Origin of the sequence: Catellatospora sichuanensis, assembly GCF_007483665.1 — a bacterium.
Lineage (GTDB): Bacteria > Actinomycetota > Actinomycetes > Mycobacteriales > Micromonosporaceae > Catellatospora > Catellatospora sichuanensis.
Genome location: NZ_ML660192.1, coordinates 8660 through 25513 on the forward strand (window position 1 = coordinate 8660; position 16854 = coordinate 25513).

The window sequence follows — 16854 nt, forward strand, 5'->3', positions numbered from 1 at the left end:
CCCCCCCCCCCCGCACCCCCCCCCCGCCCCCCCCGGCGGCCGGGGGCCCCCCCCCCCCCCCCCCCCCCCCCGCGCCGGTGGGTCAGGATTCGCCGACGCGGCGGACCGAGACCGTGACGGGCAGGTCAGCGCCGGCGTTCCCGCTGTATCCGGCCTCGACATAGCTCTGCAGCACGACCTCGTCGGCCAGCGTCTCCTGGCTCAGGAAGTCGTGGTGCGAACGCACCGCGGACAGGATCTCGTCAGCGGAGCCGACCGCGAGGTGGATGTGATCGGAGACCTCGAACCCGGCTTCGCGACGAGCCTGCTGCACGAGCCGGATCACGTCCCGGGCGATGCCCTCTGCCTCCAGTTCCGGGGTGAGTGTCGTGTCCAGTGCGATGGTGGCGCCACGCTGCGTCTCGACGATCCAGCCGCTGCGCGGCGCTTCGGTCACCAGAACCTCGTCGGGCACGAGTGCGATCTCCTCGCCGTCGACGGTGACCGTCGCGCCGCCGGTCGAGCGAAGGCGCTGGACCAGCGCCACCGGGTCCGCCGCGTGGACCGCCGTGGCGACGAGCTGGGTCCGATTGCCGAACCGCTTGCCGAGGGCACGGAAGTTGGCCTTCACCGTGACGTCCAGCAGCTCCCCGGTCGACGCCAGCGGCTCGAGGCTCTTGAGATTGAGCTCGGCGGCGATGTCGGCGTAGAGCTCGGAGGAGAGCTGCTCGCCCGACGCGAGCCCGACGAACGCCCGCGCCAGCGGCTGGCGGATGCGCAGCCCGGCGGTCTTGCGCGCGGCCCGGCCTGCCTCCGTCAGCGCCCGCGCGCTGCGTACCTGGTCCGACAGGGCGGAGTCGAGCAGTGTGGCGTCGTGCTCCGGCCAGGTGGTCAGGTGGACGGACTCCGGTAGCCGGGCGTCGCCCGGCCGGATCACGCGGTGCCAGATCTCTTCGGTGATGAAGGGCGCGATCGGTGCGAGCACGCGGGTGAGCAGGCTGAGGCTCTCGTACAGGGTGGACAGCGCGTCCTGGTCGCCCTGCCAGACCGCTGCCGGCTGCGGCGCACGTACCAGTTGGAAAGATCGTCGATGAACTCGGCGAGCTGGCGGCCCGCGCCGGCGGTGTCGTAGTTGTCCATCCTGTCCTGCACCGCGGCGAGCAGCCGCTGGCCCTCGGACAGGATCCACCGGTCCAGGAGCGTGCGCTGCGCCGGCGCAGTGGCGTGGTCGGGGTTCCATGCCGAGTGGCTGGCGTAGAGGCTGAAGAACGACGCGGTGTTCCAGTAGGTGAGCAGCACCTTGCGCGTGATGTCTTCGAGGATGGACGGCCCGACGCGCCGCGCGGACCACGGCGAGCCGCTGCACGCCATGAACCAGCGCAGCGCGTCCGCGCCGTGCGAGTCCATGAGCGGGACGGGAGCCAGGATGTTGCCCAGGTGCTTGCTCATCTTGCGGCCGTCCTCGGCCATGATGTGGCCGAGGCAGACGACGTTCTCGTAGGAGGAGCGGTCGAAGACGAGCGTGCCCACCGCCATCATGGTGTAGAACCAGCCGCGTGTCTGGTCGATGGCCTCGCAGATGTACTGCGCGGGGTAGGAGCGTTCGAACTCCTCGACGCTGCCGGGCACGTGCGGGTAGCCGAGCGAGGCGAACGGCATGCAGCCGGAGTCGAACCAGGCGTCGATCACCTCGGGCACCCGGGTCGCCGTCTTCTGGCATTGCGGGCAGGGGAAGGTGATCTGATCGACGAACGGCCGGTGCGGATCGAGGCTGGACTGGTCCTGACCGGTCAGCTCGCCCAGACGCGCCCGGGAGGCGACCGCCGTGACATGGCCGTCCGCGCACCGCCACAGCGGCAGCGGGGTGCCCCAGTAGCGCGATCGGGACAGGGCCCAGTCGACGTTGTTGTTCAGCCAGTCGCCGTACCTGCCGTGCTTGATGTGCTCGGGATACCAGGTCGTGGCTTCGTTCTCGCGGTCCAGGGCGTCGGCGATCTGCGTGGTGCGGATGTACCAGGCGAGCTGCGCGTAGTACATCAGCGGGGTGTGGCATCGCCAGCAGTGCGGGTACGGGTGCTCGAAGCGCTGTGAGCGGAACAGCAGGCCGCGTTGCTTGAGGTCGCTGGTGAGGATCGGGTCGGCGTCCTTGAAGAAGACTCCGCCCACCAGGCTGACGTCGGCGCGGAAGCGGCCGTCGGACTCGATGGGGTTCACCACGGGCAGGCCGTTGGCGCGGCACACGGCCAGGTCCTCGACGCCGAAGGCAGGGGCCTGGTGCACCAGACCCGTTCCGTCGGTGACCGTGACGTATTCCGCCGCGACCACGACGTGCGCGTCCGGGATCTTGACCAGGTCGAACGGCGGCTCGTAGGACGTCCCGACCAGGTCGGCGCCGCTGATCGTGGCCAGGACCGCGGCGTCGGGGCCCAGCACCTGCTCCCGCAGCGCACCGGCGACCACGAACGTGCCCTTCGGCGTCCGGACGACCTCGTAGGCCACCTCGGGGTGCACCGCGACGGCGGTGTTGGACACCAGGGTCCACGGCGTGGTGGTCCAGATCAGCAAGTGGGCGTCGGCGACGCCGGCGATGGGTGCGGTGAGCGGGAAGCGGACGAAGACCGACGGGTCGGCGACCGTCTCGTAGCCCTGGGCGACCTCGTGGTCGGACAGGGTGGTGCCGCAGCGGGTGCAGTAGGGTGCCACCCGGTAGTCCTCGGACAGCAGCCCATCGGTGTGGATCTTCGCGATCGCCCACCAGACGCTGTCGACGTACTCCGCCTTCATCGTCTCGTAGGCATGCTCGAGATCGATCCAGTAGCCCATCCGCTCGGTCAGCTTCTCGAACTCGCCGACGTGCCGCAGCACCGAGTCGCGGCAGCGCTCGTTGAAGTCGGCCACCCCGAACCGCTCGATGTCCGGCTTGCCGGTCAGGCCGAGTTCCTTCTCGACCGCCAGTTCGACGGGCAGCCCGTGGCAGTCCCAGCCGGCCCGGCGCGGCACGGAGTACCCACGCATGGTCTTGTACCGGGGGAAGACGTCCTTGAAGACGCGCGCCTCGACGTGGTGGACGCCGGGTGCGCCGTTCGCGGTGGGCGGGCCTTCGTAGAACACCCAGCGCGGACCGTTCTCGGTCTGGCGCAGGCTCCTGTCGAAGACGTCGTTGTCGGCCCACCATTTGATGATCTTGTGGTCCATCGCCGGTAGGTCCACCTGCGCAGGCACCGGCTTGAACGGTGACGAGGTGTCGATCATGACGGGTACCGCTCCCTCTTCGTCTCATGCGAGCAACAAAATTGCCCGCGGGGACGAAGGCGGGCTCTCACCCGTTCCGCGGTACCACCCCGCTTGCGCCCGGCCGGCCGCCCGGACGCCTCTCATTGAGCCGCGATGACGTGCGGCAACCCCGTCCGGTTCTACTGAGCCCGTCAGGGCCGTTCTTCCGGAGGCTCCCCGGTGATGGCCGGATCAATGCCAATGGGCGCCAGTATAGCGGCGCCCGCTGCCTGCACAGCGACGTACGCCCGGCCTCCCGGCAGCGAAGCCGGGCCGGGCGGGCCATCGGAGATCCAACGTGGCCGGGCCCGGAGCGCCCGCCTGACGTGAACAAACCGGCAGCCCGAGCGGTCGACATATAGCGATATGTCAGCGCTCCCGACGGGGCGGTCGAAAGGCACACACGATGTCGGCTGACGTTCTCACGCCACGATTCGGCGCGCCGCTCCCGGTCGCCATCGAGTGATGGCGCCAGCCGCCACGCCCTCCGTATAGGAACTCGTCCTGGGCACGGTGACAGACCATCACAGCGAGGCCGCGCCGGTGCACGCGTACCGGATGGACGCCGGGACGGGATTCGGCGCGCTCGTCTGTGCCTACGGCGCATCGCCGCTGGAGGTTTGGACACCAGATCGATCAGATGCCCTTCCTCTATTTCGTCCACCGCGTGCCGGACCTTGCCGCGCCTCGAAGCCCTGCATATCGATCTTGCAGGCGAGGGGCCGCCGCCCCACGACATATCGGTCCATCACGTCGTCAGGCGATGTACCGCGATCTCAACCGCGGCGCCAAGCGCGCCTCGGGACTCGCACGGACGTAGGCCACCAGAATCGGCCGGACCGCGAGGCTTGAGGTCTCGGCGGGCGGCTTGACGACGATGTCACCGCCCAGGTCGTGAAAGGCCCGATCCAGCACAGGCTCATCGCGGACGATCGTGTGACTCACAGAGTACGGCGTGTCGCTGAGCTGGTCGCGCATGACGCCCTTGTCAACCGCCGCAGCAACCGCTTCCGGGTCAGAGCCATGCCACCCGGGGTCACGGGCGAACCGGGCAGCGACGGCACGGAAGTCATGGGGAAACGAAAGGACGGCACCGGGAGGATGGGGCCTCGTTGATGAAGTCTGGAATCTCTGGGGCTACATGAACCCCAACCACATGATCACGATGGCGAGTGATCTGCCACCTTTATGATCGTCGCGGTCGGGCGACGACGCGTAGGATCCGTCGTCGCCCGACCGGCCCGACTCGTCTCGCCAGACGGAGGGCACCTCTTGCGCCGATTATCGAGCCCCGCGTCGGCGACCGGAGATTCACCAGCCTTGCCGTGGTGCCTCCTGTATTGATCAGGTCATCTTGCGGAAGCCGCACTAGCCTGAAGATCGCGCGGCGAACGCAAGCGAGTCTCCTGACTCCAGGAGACGACGTCCACCGAGCCACAGCAGGCCGGCGCGTCTGATACGGCCAAGATCGCGAGTGCGCCGTTGCCCCAATCCATACAGTCTGCGGTACGCGCGCCAGATTGACGTCAGGCCGGCAGTTGTCAGGACGAGGCTTGTGGCCAGCAATGTAAGCACTACAGAATAAGCTGTCGCCACGAGCGGGGATTCCACGATCGATTGCTGGGTGACGGGCATGAAGGTAAACAACCCGATTGTCGCCGCCGCTGGCACCCCGAGCGCGAGTGCGGCATGCAACCAGGCCCTCCGTACCATCCGCACCGGAGCATCGAGATAACGCAAGACGCTCAAAAACGGCGCATCGAGCGCCGCCAATGTTTGGTCAGCGTTCACCGATGCCGTAACGCACGCCTCGAGCATCGACAGTTTGCCGCTCGAGGACTGCTCTATAAGCCACTGGCTGGATCTCGGGTATGCGAGATCGCCGCTCAACAGTTGCGGCGGGGCTTCAGTCGCATGGAGCTTCTCGGCGATGAGTGAGCGCCTCAGTGCAGCCTCCGCCAGAACTTGTGCCCATGATTCCACATCAGCGGTACCTGCAACCTCGATCGCGAGTGCCAAGAAGGCCGGCGTCTCGCATGCCTGCACCACGAGGTCAGGCGCGTCGACCGCGAGGTTGACGTTGCAGGCGGCGGCAAGCCTGTACGCACCGATCGCATCCTGGGCGGCGTACGTCGAGAACAATTGAACCAGCCGCACTCGATCATTGGCCGCGAGATTGCTGAACAGCGAGTCCAACGAGATGGTGGTCACGCGTCCTCCGGCCACCTCATCGCTGTGCGCTTTTGCGGCATCACCCACCACGACCTGGAACAGGTGCAAGCGGTCAAGCCACTCACGATCCCAGCGCTGGGAATCGGCTTCTATCAGGAAACGGGACTCAGCGGCGGCATATTCGAGCCACTTCGGATGGTGATATCGTTGAGTTTCGAGAAGGCATCGTCCGAAAACCGGCATGTCACCGAGGTCGAACACGTCATTAAGTGCTTTCGCTCGACTGCCTTTGTGCGTAAGGGCAACCGCGAAAGGGAAGATGTTGGAAAGTCGCATCCGCAGATTCGGGTCGCCGCTGGAAGCGAATCCCCGTTGGCTACTAACTATATGGTTCCAACCGTCTTCGACGCCCTCGGCGGCCTCGATAGCAGCGAGATATTCACATATCGTCAAGTGAATGAATCGGAAGGTTTCCGAATCGCGCTCTTCCTGGATCAACCCCGTGGCCTTGGCCAGCTCCCGAAGCGTGGCCTCCGCCTCCTGCAATTCAGTACCGGCGATATCGGCGGTCACCTCCACTGCCCGTTTCCAGTTGAGTTGATTGGGAGTCTGCTCTGGATCCAGCAGATTCTCTAGCGCCAGCTTGCCAAACAGAGTCTCCCTGATCTCTGCCTTAATCATACGCGCATCGGCGTCACCCACCTGACGTGCACGTCGATTGATTATCAGCTCCCGAACGATCTCCCGGTAAAAGCTCGAACGCGTGTCTGGGAGTACCGCACTATCGATGTTCTGGTAGTTCGCCACATACATGGACAGAATCAGCGGATTGCTGCAGATCTCGCGGAGAGTGGTACGTTGGCCCAACTCCGCGTAGACGTGATTTGCCAGCCGGTTGCCTTCCTGGTCGTCCTTGTACCATCGGACCAGAAAGTCATAGATGTCCGCAGGCGTGAACGGCTGGATCTTGAGCGCTACCGGAAAATGCTCCTTTAAGTCGTCTTGCGTCCTCCGCTGCACGTGGAACTGAGTGCGTAGCGTTAGGACCACTTTGTTATGTGGACCTTTCATAGCGAGCAGCGCACTGAGCCCGTTGATCGCGCCAACGGTCCGCTCGTATGCCGATCTCCTGACTTCGTCCAAGCCGTCCAGCAAGACGAGAAGGCCGCTACTCCGTGAGCTGAGATCGAAGAAGTCCTCCATCTTGTGGCCCGTGTGTCCCGTGACGTAGGCATTGAGGTACTCCCACAGCCATTCGCCTCGGTCACCATCGTCTTCCAGGTCCTCGGGCATCCGAAGATCCCGCAGGTGGACATGAATAGGCAGCAGACTCCTTGTAGGTTGCTCGATACTCTTGCGGCAGGCCTCGCGAAGCAGTCGAGTCACCAGGGAGGACTTGCCTGACCCCGGATCACCGTGAATGAGGAGGCGCGGTCCTGCTTCCAGCACGGTCTCGCTGGTGTGCGTCGATTGCCGTGCGCCACGCCTCAGGCGCATGGCGACGAACAGTTGATCAATATCGCGAGACTCCTCGCGAAGGCCTGGAATCCGCACCGTTCCAGTGCTGCCGAGCTGAGCCTGACAATAAGATCGCATGTTCGTGGTCGCTCGAACGATCCGCCTGACACGGCTGCTGAATATCCACACCACCGCATCGGCGGCATCGATGGCGTGCTTACGCAGTATGCTGCGTATCCCGAGAAGCACTGTAGCCAGAACGGGGCCGGCCAGCGCTGCGAGATAGCCCGTCATGTCCAGTACTCCTATCGCTGACTTCTGATTAGGTCACGCATGTTCGGGGGCTGGATGTCTGCATCCCACCTGAACTCGACGCCGTTGATGATTACGGAACTGTTCGGCTCGCACTCGGCGATGACACGGCGCTTGCCGTCCCTGGTCGGCGAGAATGTGATCTCCAACAGGTCGAGTCTGGGTCGGATCCCGGGTTTGCGAGTCCCGCGAATCACAGCGGTTCCGGGCAGAGAGGCCAAATGTCTGCCCGAGCCAGGCACGCGGATTTTGCGCCCCTCGAGGTAAACCTCTCCGAAGCTGCTCGTGCTCTCACCGGCACCGCCGGCCTTCAGCCTGCCAATCAATTTGGGGCGCCGCCTGAAAAGTATCAAAAGTGCCAAGGTGATGACGATCGCCAACCCGGTGCCGATACCCCATATACGAGGGTGTCCGAGTTCAACGGATCCACGAACCATCTGGCTCGCATCGTCAAGGTGCCAATTCTTTGAAACACCCAGACTCTCGACCTCCGAAAGATAGGGAGAGTCGAACCTACCGGTGATCTCGAGGGTCTCGTTGATCGTTTCAATGTCAGACGGCGCCATCGAAGCGGGTCCAGCAGGCCACTCCAGGGTTACATCAATTGTCTCGGACGCGTTGGGTTGTAGGGTCAACCGGTCGGCACTCGGGTAGGCAGCAGCTTTCCCGCCCGTGACGGTAATTCGTAGTTCGTGTACCGTGATGGGGAGGTATTTGGACCGGTTCCTGAAAATGACCGGAAAGACGTTGCGCCCCATCCGAATATTGTCAAGTACTTCATCTCTCGGCCAGCTTACGCTAACGACTCCATCAGCCTCCTCCAGCAGAAGGGAGCGCGCCATGCTGTCACGTGTCGTGGCAACCAGCCTCTGCGCATAGCCCGGCGATTTGACTGCGAAGTCTGCGGCATCAGGAATGACCGACCTCATCAATGCGGCGTCAGAATTCGCGCGCAGTCCGGCATAAAATGCAAGCAAGCGGCCGGCGCCAAGAGCTTCGGCGCGTGAACGCAACTCGTCCCACTTGCGACCGTCCCGGAACGGGTACTTGCTTTCTGGTAGCGGCAGGTGCAGCGAGTCCGTGATAAGCAGGAGCGTCGTCGCTGCAGCGTCGTCGTCGGCTTCAGCGGCGGTGATCGCCTGGTCGATGGCCAGTCCGAGGTTCACGTCGTTGCTGCCGTCAGCAGACTTAGGCAAGCCTCTCAGCGCGAGATCGGGGGAATCTCCCAACGGGCCCTGTCGTCCAACGCTTGGCTTGTCGGAGAACGTGATAATGGTGACGTGGTCTTCGGGTGTCATGAAAGCCAGTGTGTGTCGCATGATGCCGATCGCACGTTCGTACAGATTTCCGAGCTGCCTGTCGTGCATGGAATGCGAGACGTCAAGAAGGAAGACGTAGTGGGCGCGCTTGTTGGCTGCCTTGAGCGACTCACACACCTGCTTGCATGTATCAACGGCGGACGCTATGGCGGTGTCGCCTGCACGGAGGTTGGCGAACGCGGCCAGCAGCAATGCAAGAACGGCTGCGACGAGGCGGCGTATCGGCTGCCTGATCATGGACGGCGACCTCTCGTGAGTCGAGCCGTTCGGCTGGAGCGCTGTGCTGCGCGATGGATTCGGATGATCGGTTCAAGGACGTTGATTGGCAGCGGTGGTTGCCAGTCACCTTGGTCCGCAGGTGACGAAACACCAAGTAGTCGGACAGGATCGAAATTCTCGTTCGCGATGAGCGGAAAGCCCCGAGCCGACGACGCGTGATAACTCACGCGATCATCGACGAACTTCTGCTGTACCAACTTTGGAACATCGAATTCTGTGCTGGCAGACAAACTTCGAAGCAGACCCAGGGCATCACGGTCGAGTATGCACGGCAATCGACGTCCTGTTGGGGCCTGATTCAGCCAACGCCCGTCGATCGCGTGGCGCAGCACATCCAACCGATCAAAGTCCAGTGTGATCACCGCGAGGGGATGTGGCAGCCTGCTGCGCACCAACCTGGCGCCGCACGCAGCCATAGCCTCGGCAGTTAGCAAGCGAAAAGCCTCCCTGCTCTGCGCGGCATCGTCGCCTAGCTCGTAGAGCATCACCAGCGCATCGGCATTAGCGATTGCCTCGGCCGTCGGCTCATCGAAGGGCTCGCTGGAAAGCGCCGCCGTATCCACTGCGGTTAGGTCGAATGCTGTACGGCCGCGCCATAGGAGCCTTCGGACTTCACCGTGCACTCGCCACGTCATCGTTTCAGTCGCCAAGGGCACCGGTTTGCGGTCGCTCAGGGCCGCGGAGGCAGTCACCAACCACCTTGTCGCCTCCGGCGACCTACCCTCGATGTTCCAGATACCGGATTCGCTAGGGCCTTCCTCTGTCGCCAGTTGAATTGCTGCAAGGTACCTGCTCCGTGCCTCATCGGAGCCTCCCCAGAGGGCGATGCGCGGCGGTCGCTTCATCTGACAGTCCTAACAAGCGCTTATCGGCTACGGCGAATCTAGTTACATCGCAAGGAATCGAGATCCGTCACCGGGTTCGGGCATTTCGACGATCAGCCGATGAGGTCGAACCGGTTTCCAAATCCGACCGGCATTAGGGCAGCAGCATTTGGCCGAGGCAGCCTGAACCCTTCACTGAGCTGAGCGAATGCCGAATCGGGCGACCGTGGAGACGCAGCGCCGCCGCCGCGATGTCGACGTCTGTTGGGGACGCGCAGGGCGTCCACGTGGTAGCCGCTGTGAAGTGCCCCCTGAGGCCGCACGCCTCCTGACTTGGCTTCTGCCGAGGAGAGGAAGCGCGTTGGGCGGCGTGGCAAGCCATGGCGCGAGTCGGCCTCGACGGCGGCCGCCGCGGACCTGGCGCAACGCCAGTTCGGCGCACCCGCTCCGGACCGGTTGTGGGTCGCTGACCTCGGCGACCTGCGTACCTGGAAGGACTTCCTCTACGTGGCCGTCGTCGTCGACGTGCACTCCGGGGGTCAACGGCTGGGCCTTGGTCGATCACCTGCGCACCGAACTGGTCCTCGACGCGGTCGGCATGGCCGACCAGCAGCGCAGACCGGCCCGCGGCCAGGTAATCCACCACTCCGACAGTGAGTATGGAATGTGCCGGATGCTCCCGGACGACTTAACCCACACGACGACGGACGTACCGGGATGAGTATGGTGCCGGGATGTTCCTGAGCCTCCTACCACCACTCTGATCGACGATCTACTGTCCTTCCCCGCGATTTGTCGGTCGTTCGGGAGCATTCCGGGTGAGACGCCTTCGCCTCGCCGACGGTATGACCTTAGGAGAGCCTGGCCAAGCCGTCCCACCACGGTCTTGTTCGCCAGCTTCGGCGAGCGGCGCGCCCACCCCGCGCCCGCGAAGACCCGAAGGACCCTGGCACGGCCGGCATCGCGTCCGAGTCCCGAGTCGTCATCTGCGGCGTGGACACACAAGGACCTCCACGTCCCCACGACGCTCACGTGGCGGTGCTCCAGCTCGGCCGGGCCTGGCGGCACCTCACCTTGGGCCCTGGCCGGGGCCCAAGGTTCGTGGCTCATGCGTCACAGGCCTGCCGAATACCCCGGTCCGATACGCCGATGCCGGCACGCCGAGAGTCGCCGTAGTCCAAGGCGATGCGAGGACGGCATCGCCCGACCGGACCCGGGTGCAGCGCGGCAACCTGACCGGAGGCGTCGCGCGGCCGGTCCGGCGGATCGGGTCGTGTGGAGCCGTGAAACCATCCGCTCCAGCACCGTGGGCTTGGCCGTGGCTGCGCGTGTAGTGCAAAGCGCGAGGAGCCAGGCGTCGAGGAGCATGCTGTCGAGGTCGACGCGGAACATGCCGCCGGCCCGTGAGCGCTCGGGCGCGCAGGCATGACGGCGGTGTGGGACGAGCGGCAGGCAGGTGGGCACGACTGCCCAGTTTTCGAGCATGGCAGTACACCGGTTTCCAGTGAGAAGTCCGCAGCAGGAAGGTGCGCGGCGCACAGGTGCGACGCGCGACAGGTTCAGCGCTCGGTCGGTCTCACAGCGTGTACAACGGCCGGTCCTTGGCTAGGCGGCTTGGCTGGGCAGCAGGCTAGCAGCGGGTGGCGTCAGCGGATACGTGTTTTCGCGATCTGGATCAGCGACGTCTTCATGGCCTGCACGAATCGGTCCCGAACCGCGGGACTGATCCGGTCGAGTGACAGGTACGGGTTGAGGTCTTCCAGTTCGACCAGGAGCAGGGCTCCGTCCTGGGTGCGGCAGGCGTCGACGCGCTGGATGCCGTGGCGGACGTCGTTCCAGTCGACGAAGCGCTGCGCGAAGGCCAGGTCGGCGTCGGTGGGCTCGTAGGGTTCGAGGACCCACCGCTGATCGGGGTCCGGCGCGTACAGCGCGTACTGGAATTCGCGGCCGACGAAGTAGAACGACACCTCGTACAGGAAGTCGATGCGCGGCTGTACCAGCAGGTCCGTGTAGTCGAGCCGGTCGAGGTCCGCGCGTGGCACGAAGGTCAGCCCGACGGAGTCCGCCCCGAACTTCGGTTTGGCCACGTACACGTCGGTGTCGGGCAGGCGGTCGAGGTCCGTGATCCGGTCGATGGTGGAAATCACCGGGTAGCCGGCCGCGAACAGGTCGAGTAGGTACTGCTTGCCTGCCATGTCGCCCTTGCCGGTGAGCTCGGTGAACACGGGGATGCCGGCGTCGGTGGCTGCGGCCCGGAACGCCTCGTGCTGAGCGCGGTAGTACAGGACCGGGCCGCTGTTGCGCACGGCGACGACGTCGAAGCCGTCCATCAGGGCCTGGGCGTCAAGGGGATGGCAGACCGCCAGATCGAAGTACTTCCGCAGCTGGGAGGTGAGGTAGATGTCCTCGTCGCAGTATCGGCGGCCGCGGGCCTGGTAGGCCAGGTCGCTGACGTACAGGACCCGGAGCCGAGTAGACGTCACCGGCATCTCCTCACGCTCGAACATTCCGCCACGGGTGTGATCATCACACGAGTGCGGAGCGTCGAGGCCACCGACCGGAGGTCGCAGCTTTCACCATCGCCATCCTGGCCCGCCTCCAGCCCATGTGCGGGCGGAGCGCGGAGGACCTGAGCGGTCCTCCGCGCCCGGCGATGTGCCGGCCTAAACGGTCAGCTGTAGACCTCGAACTCGAACAGCGAGTAGCCGTATGCGGTGCCGCGGGCGGTGCCGTTGATCCGCACGTATCGGCCGGTGGCCCCGAGCGCGGTGTTGTCGTCGACGCCGCCGTTGCCGCCGGTGACCGAACGCACCGTGGTCCAGTTCGTGCCGTCGGCCGAGGTCTGGATCTGGTACGCCGAGCCGTACGCGGCCTCCCAGGTCAGCTTGACCCGGTTGATCGCATACGACTGACCGAGGTCGACCCGGATCCACTGCGGGTCGGCGAACGCGCTGCCCCATCGGGTGGTCAGCGACCCGTCCACCGCCGCCGACGCCACGAAGGCGCCTTCCACGGTGGATGCGGTGGCCGGCCGGTTCAGCGCGAGGTTGTTCGTCGGCGGGGGCGGCGTGCCGCCACCGTAGACCTCGAACTCGAACAGCGAGTACCCCCACGCGGTGCCCCGGGCCGTGCCGTTGATCCGCACGTACCGGCCGGTGGCCGTGAGCCCCGTGTTGTCGTCGACGCCGCCGTCACCGCCGGTGACCGAACGTGCCGTCGTCCAGGTGGTGCCGTCGGCCGAGGTCTGGATCTGGTACGCCGAGCCGAACGCGGCCTCCCAGGTCAACTTCACCCGGTTGATCGCATACGACTGACCGAGGTCGACCTGTATCCACTGCGGGTCAGCGAACGCGCTGCTCCACCGGGTGGTCAGCGAACCGTCGACCGCCCCCGACGCCACATAGGCCCCCTCGGCACTCGACGCCGTCGCCGGACGGTTCAGCGCGAGGTTGTTGCCCACCGGCGGCTGGGTGCCACCGGAGGTGAAGGTGAAGTCGTCGATGTCGAACAGCGAGCCGGTGGCCGCGCCGGTGAACACCAGGTACAGCTGTTGCGTTCCCGATGGCACGGTCACCGTGCCGGTCACGTCGACCCACGTCTCCCAGCTGCCGGTCGATGTGACCGGCACCGTGGACACGACCGTGCCGGTGGGTGAGCCGACCCGGACGGTCAGCGTGCCACCGACACCGGCCGAGGCGACGCGCGCCTTGAAGCCGGTGACGCCGGTCAGGTTGTACGGCGTGAAGGAGATCCAGTCGCCGTTCTCGATGTAGCCGATGGCGTTGCCGCCGTGCGCGCTGGCCTTGGCGGCGATCTGGACGCCGTTCATCGTGTTGAAGTGCTCGGCCTGCCGGGTCCGTGGCTGCAGCACGTGCTGGGCCTGGACTGCTGTCCCGGTCGGCGGGGTGTACACCGCGGCGAGCACCCCGAAGATGTTCGCGGCGGCGTCGTGTTCGCCGTCGACGGTGGTCTGGATCGACCCGGTGCAGCCGTTCTTGCTGGTGATGGGGTGTCCGTGGCTGTCGTGGGCCAGGACGTAGTTGACCACGACCCGGTTGCAGTCGATGGTGCCGGCGTTCGGGTCGGTGACCCGTACCTCGTAGGGGACGAGGTCGCCGAACTGGAACACGGTGCCGTTGGCCGGGCCGATGATCTGGATCCCGGGCCGTCCGACGCCGACGACGACGCTGGCCGTGGAGGTCCGGCCGCCGGTGTCGCGGACCGTCAGCGTCGCGGTGTACTCGCCGTTGGCCGCGTAGGTGAACGTCGGGTTGGCCGCTGTGGAGTCGGTGCTGCCGTTGCTGGTGAAGTCCCAGGCGTAGGTGATGGCGTCGCCGTCGGGGTCGTTGCTGCCGGCCGAGCTGAATTGCACGGTCAGCGGTGCGGCGCCGGTGGACGGGTTCGCTGCGGCCTGGGCGATCGGCGACCGGTTGCCGCCGCTGTTGTACTCGATGCGGTAGACGGCCGAGTTGGCGTCGCCGCCGAACCAGGTGGTGCCGTAGTCGAGCACGTACAGGGCGCCGTCGGGTCCGAATTCCAGGTCCATGATCGCGGTCCCGGACCACGGGATCGGTTCGATCGCGCCGGCGGTGCCGTTGGCGTTGATCGTGGCTGCCTTGATCCAGCGGCTGGTGAACTCGCCGAGGATGGCCTTGCCGTTGTAGGAGGCGGGGAACTTCACGTCGGAGACGAGTGCCGGGTTGAACTGGTAGACCGGGCCGCCCATCGGGCCGCCGCCGCCCAGTTCGGGCCGCCAGGGTCCTGCGCCGCCGTAGGGCAGCCAGGCGGCCTGCGACGGCCGGAGGGTGGTTTGGCCGGTGTTGTTGCGCGAGTTGTTCGTCGGGCCGCCGGCACAGTTGAACAGGCCGGCCGACGGGCCGCTGGGGAACGTGTACTCGTGGTAGGGGGTGTTGTAGTTCGAGCAGTAGGGCCAGCCGAAGTTGCCCGGCTGGGTGATCCGCTCGAACGCCACCGTGCCCGCGGGTCCGCGGTTCGGGTCGGCGCCGCCGTCGGGGCCGTAGTCACCGAGGTAGACGACCCCGGTGGCCTTGTCGACACTCATCCGGAACGGGTTGCGGAAGCCCATGGCGTACACCTCGGGCCTGGTGTTGGCCGTGCCCGCCGGGAACATGTTGCCGGCCGGGATGGTGTAGCCGCCGGTCGCGCCCGGCTTGATCCGCAGCACCTTGCCGCGCAGGTCGTTGGTGTTGCCCGCGGTGCGTTGTGCGTCGAACGCGGGGTTGCGGTCGGCGCGCTCGTCGATGGGCGCGGAGCCGCCCGAGTCGAACGGGTTGGTGTCGTCGCCGGTGGACAGGTACAGGTTGCCGGCGGCGTCGAAGTCGATGTCACCGCCGACGTGGCAGCACTGGCCGCGGCTGGTCGGTACGTCGAGGATGGTGACCTGCGACGCCGGGTCGATCGTGTTGTCGTCGCGTACCGTGAACCGGGCCAGTTTGTTGGAGCCGTTGAACGGGGCGAACTGCGCCGCGGTGCCGGTCGTGGGAGCGTCGCCGCCCGGGGTGCTCAGTGGGGGCGCGTAGTAGAGGTACACCCACCGGTTGGTGGCGAAGTTCGGGTCGGCCTTGATGCTCTGCAGACCCTCCTCGTCGTGGGTGTACACCTGAAGGGTCATCGCGATCTTGGTGTTGCCGTTGACGTCGGTGTACCGGACGACGCCGTCGCGGGAGGTGTGCAGCACACCCCGGTTCGGCAGCACGGTCAGGCCCATCGGCTCGCCCGTCTCGGCCACGCCCTTGGCCAGCGTCACCTGGTTGAACGTGCCGACCGGCGGGGGGCCGCCGACCGTGCAGTTGCCGGTGCCCTGGGCCGCGTACCGGATGCCACCGAGCAGGTGGGTGCGGAAGTGGGCCTCGCTGAAGCTCGCCTGGGTGTGGCCGAGGCCGGTGTACCAGGAGCGTCCGCCGTCGTAGGCGCGGCACCAGGAGATCGGGTGGTCGGCGCCCATGCTGCCACCGGTGTACGTGGACTCGTCCAGGTTGGCCAGCACGTGCACCGACGACCGCGGGTTGGTGCGGTAGTTGTACAGCTCGTCGGTCCGGCTCCAGTTCGCCGGCAGGCCGGCGGTGGACGGGTGGGCCGTGTCCTCGATGCGTACCGTGACCGGCTGGATCGCCGGGTGGCTGGCGAAGTACGCGCCGACCAGGCTGCCGTACCAGGACCAGTCGTACTCGGTGTCGGACGCGGCGTGCACGCCGACGTAACCGCCGCCGGCGCGGACGTAGCGTTCGAACGCGGCCTGCTGGGTGGCGTCGAGCACGTCGCCTGTGGTGGACAGCCAGATCACGGCCTTGAATCTGGCCAGGTTGGCATCGTTGAACTGGGTGGCGTCCTCGGTCGCCTCGACCGCGAAGTTGTTCTGTGTGCCGAGCTGCTGGATCGCGGTGATGCCCACCGGGATCGAGTCATGCCGGAACCCCGCGGTCTTGCTGAAGATCAGCACCGAGAAGTCGGGGGCGGCATGCGCGGGGGTGACGTTGAAGCCGACCCCGGCCAGCACGATGGTGGCACAGAGCAGCACTCTGCGAAGGAACATGATCGGTTGGCACCTCTTCCGTGGAAGAACGTTGAAGACGTGCGCCGATCACGTCTGGACGGCCAGCTGTGGCCGCACCATGGCACGGTGGGCTTCAGACTGGGTTATAACTCGATGGGTAGCGCGGGTATCGCCCGACATTGCGAGTGTCGAACGATCGCACTCTTGTCATGTGGTGGCACTGGCTTCGAGGCTGTGTCGACATCGGACGCCCGGAGGTCTCGCCGAGGTCGAGAGGTGCTGCAAGCCCGTAGCCGCAACCGCACTGCTTGTCGTGAGCAGCTCTTGAGCGAGCCACGATCGAAGGGCCTGCGCCTCACCTCCTCCCCGCTGGGGTGCAACGGGAGAGCGCTCTCCGGTCGGGTGTGGACAGTAAAACAGACTGCGCCGCCGTTGTGAAGACTCACAACGTGCCGACCGTCCGGTGCTCCGACCGAGCTGGAGACGACAGTTCCCGCTCGCCCGTCGCTGGCGCTTGGCTGTAGGACAACAGAACAGGCCAGAGCCGGGTATCCGCTCGATCCGCACGTCTCACGGAGGAAGACCCGCCTGCTCAGTGCGGCGACGCTCACCCCTGGGCGTGGGCTCCTGCTCTGTCTCGGCCAGGTTCGCCTGCGCAGCGAGCTGGAACGCCGCGAACACCAGTCGTGCCCCGCTGACGCCCTACGACTGGCTCACGGATGTG

Annotated in this window: 8 protein-coding genes; all 8 read right to left on the reverse strand. The window is 65.9% G+C overall.

Going from position 1 to position 16854, the window contains the following annotated elements:
* Positions 1-82: 82 nt before the first annotated feature.
* Positions 83-964, reverse strand: coding sequence for a DUF5915 domain-containing protein (locus tag FLL47_RS45150; RefSeq protein WP_425457690.1), 882 nt, complete (start codon positions 962-964; stop codon positions 83-85).
* The gene (gene ileS, locus FLL47_RS13435; protein ID WP_425457691.1) at positions 913-3231 is read right to left on the reverse strand and encodes an isoleucine--tRNA ligase; all 2319 of its coding nucleotides are present in this window, start codon (positions 3229-3231) and stop codon (positions 913-915) included. The genes FLL47_RS45150 and ileS overlap by 52 nt, the downstream gene beginning before the upstream one ends.
* Before the next feature lie 777 nt (positions 3232-4008).
* On the reverse strand, positions 4009-4230 hold the full coding sequence (locus FLL47_RS13440; RefSeq protein ID WP_144120854.1) for a hypothetical protein: 222 nt from the start codon (positions 4228-4230) through the stop codon (positions 4009-4011).
* Positions 4231-4620: 390 nt separating this feature from the next.
* Positions 4621-7176 (reverse strand): NACHT domain-containing protein, encoded by a 2556-nt coding sequence (locus FLL47_RS13445; protein ID WP_144120855.1) that lies wholly within the window; start codon positions 7174-7176, stop codon positions 4621-4623.
* Between the two features lie 11 nt (positions 7177-7187).
* Positions 7188-8750, reverse strand: a complete 1563-nt coding sequence (locus tag FLL47_RS13450; RefSeq protein WP_144120856.1) for a vWA domain-containing protein — start codon at positions 8748-8750, stop codon at positions 7188-7190.
* Complete coding sequence (locus FLL47_RS13455; protein ID WP_144120857.1) at positions 8747-9484, reverse strand: hypothetical protein; 738 nt, start codon at positions 9482-9484, stop codon at positions 8747-8749. The genes FLL47_RS13450 and FLL47_RS13455 overlap by 4 nt, the downstream gene beginning before the upstream one ends.
* Positions 9485-11262: 1778 nt before the next feature.
* The gene (locus FLL47_RS13460; protein ID WP_222106063.1) at positions 11263-12099 is read right to left on the reverse strand and encodes a hypothetical protein; all 837 of its coding nucleotides are present in this window, start codon (positions 12097-12099) and stop codon (positions 11263-11265) included.
* A gap of 188 nt (positions 12100-12287) precedes the next feature.
* On the reverse strand, positions 12288-16169 hold the full coding sequence (locus FLL47_RS13465; protein WP_144120858.1) for a ThuA domain-containing protein: 3882 nt from the start codon (positions 16167-16169) through the stop codon (positions 12288-12290).
* Positions 16170-16854 lie beyond the last annotated feature (685 nt).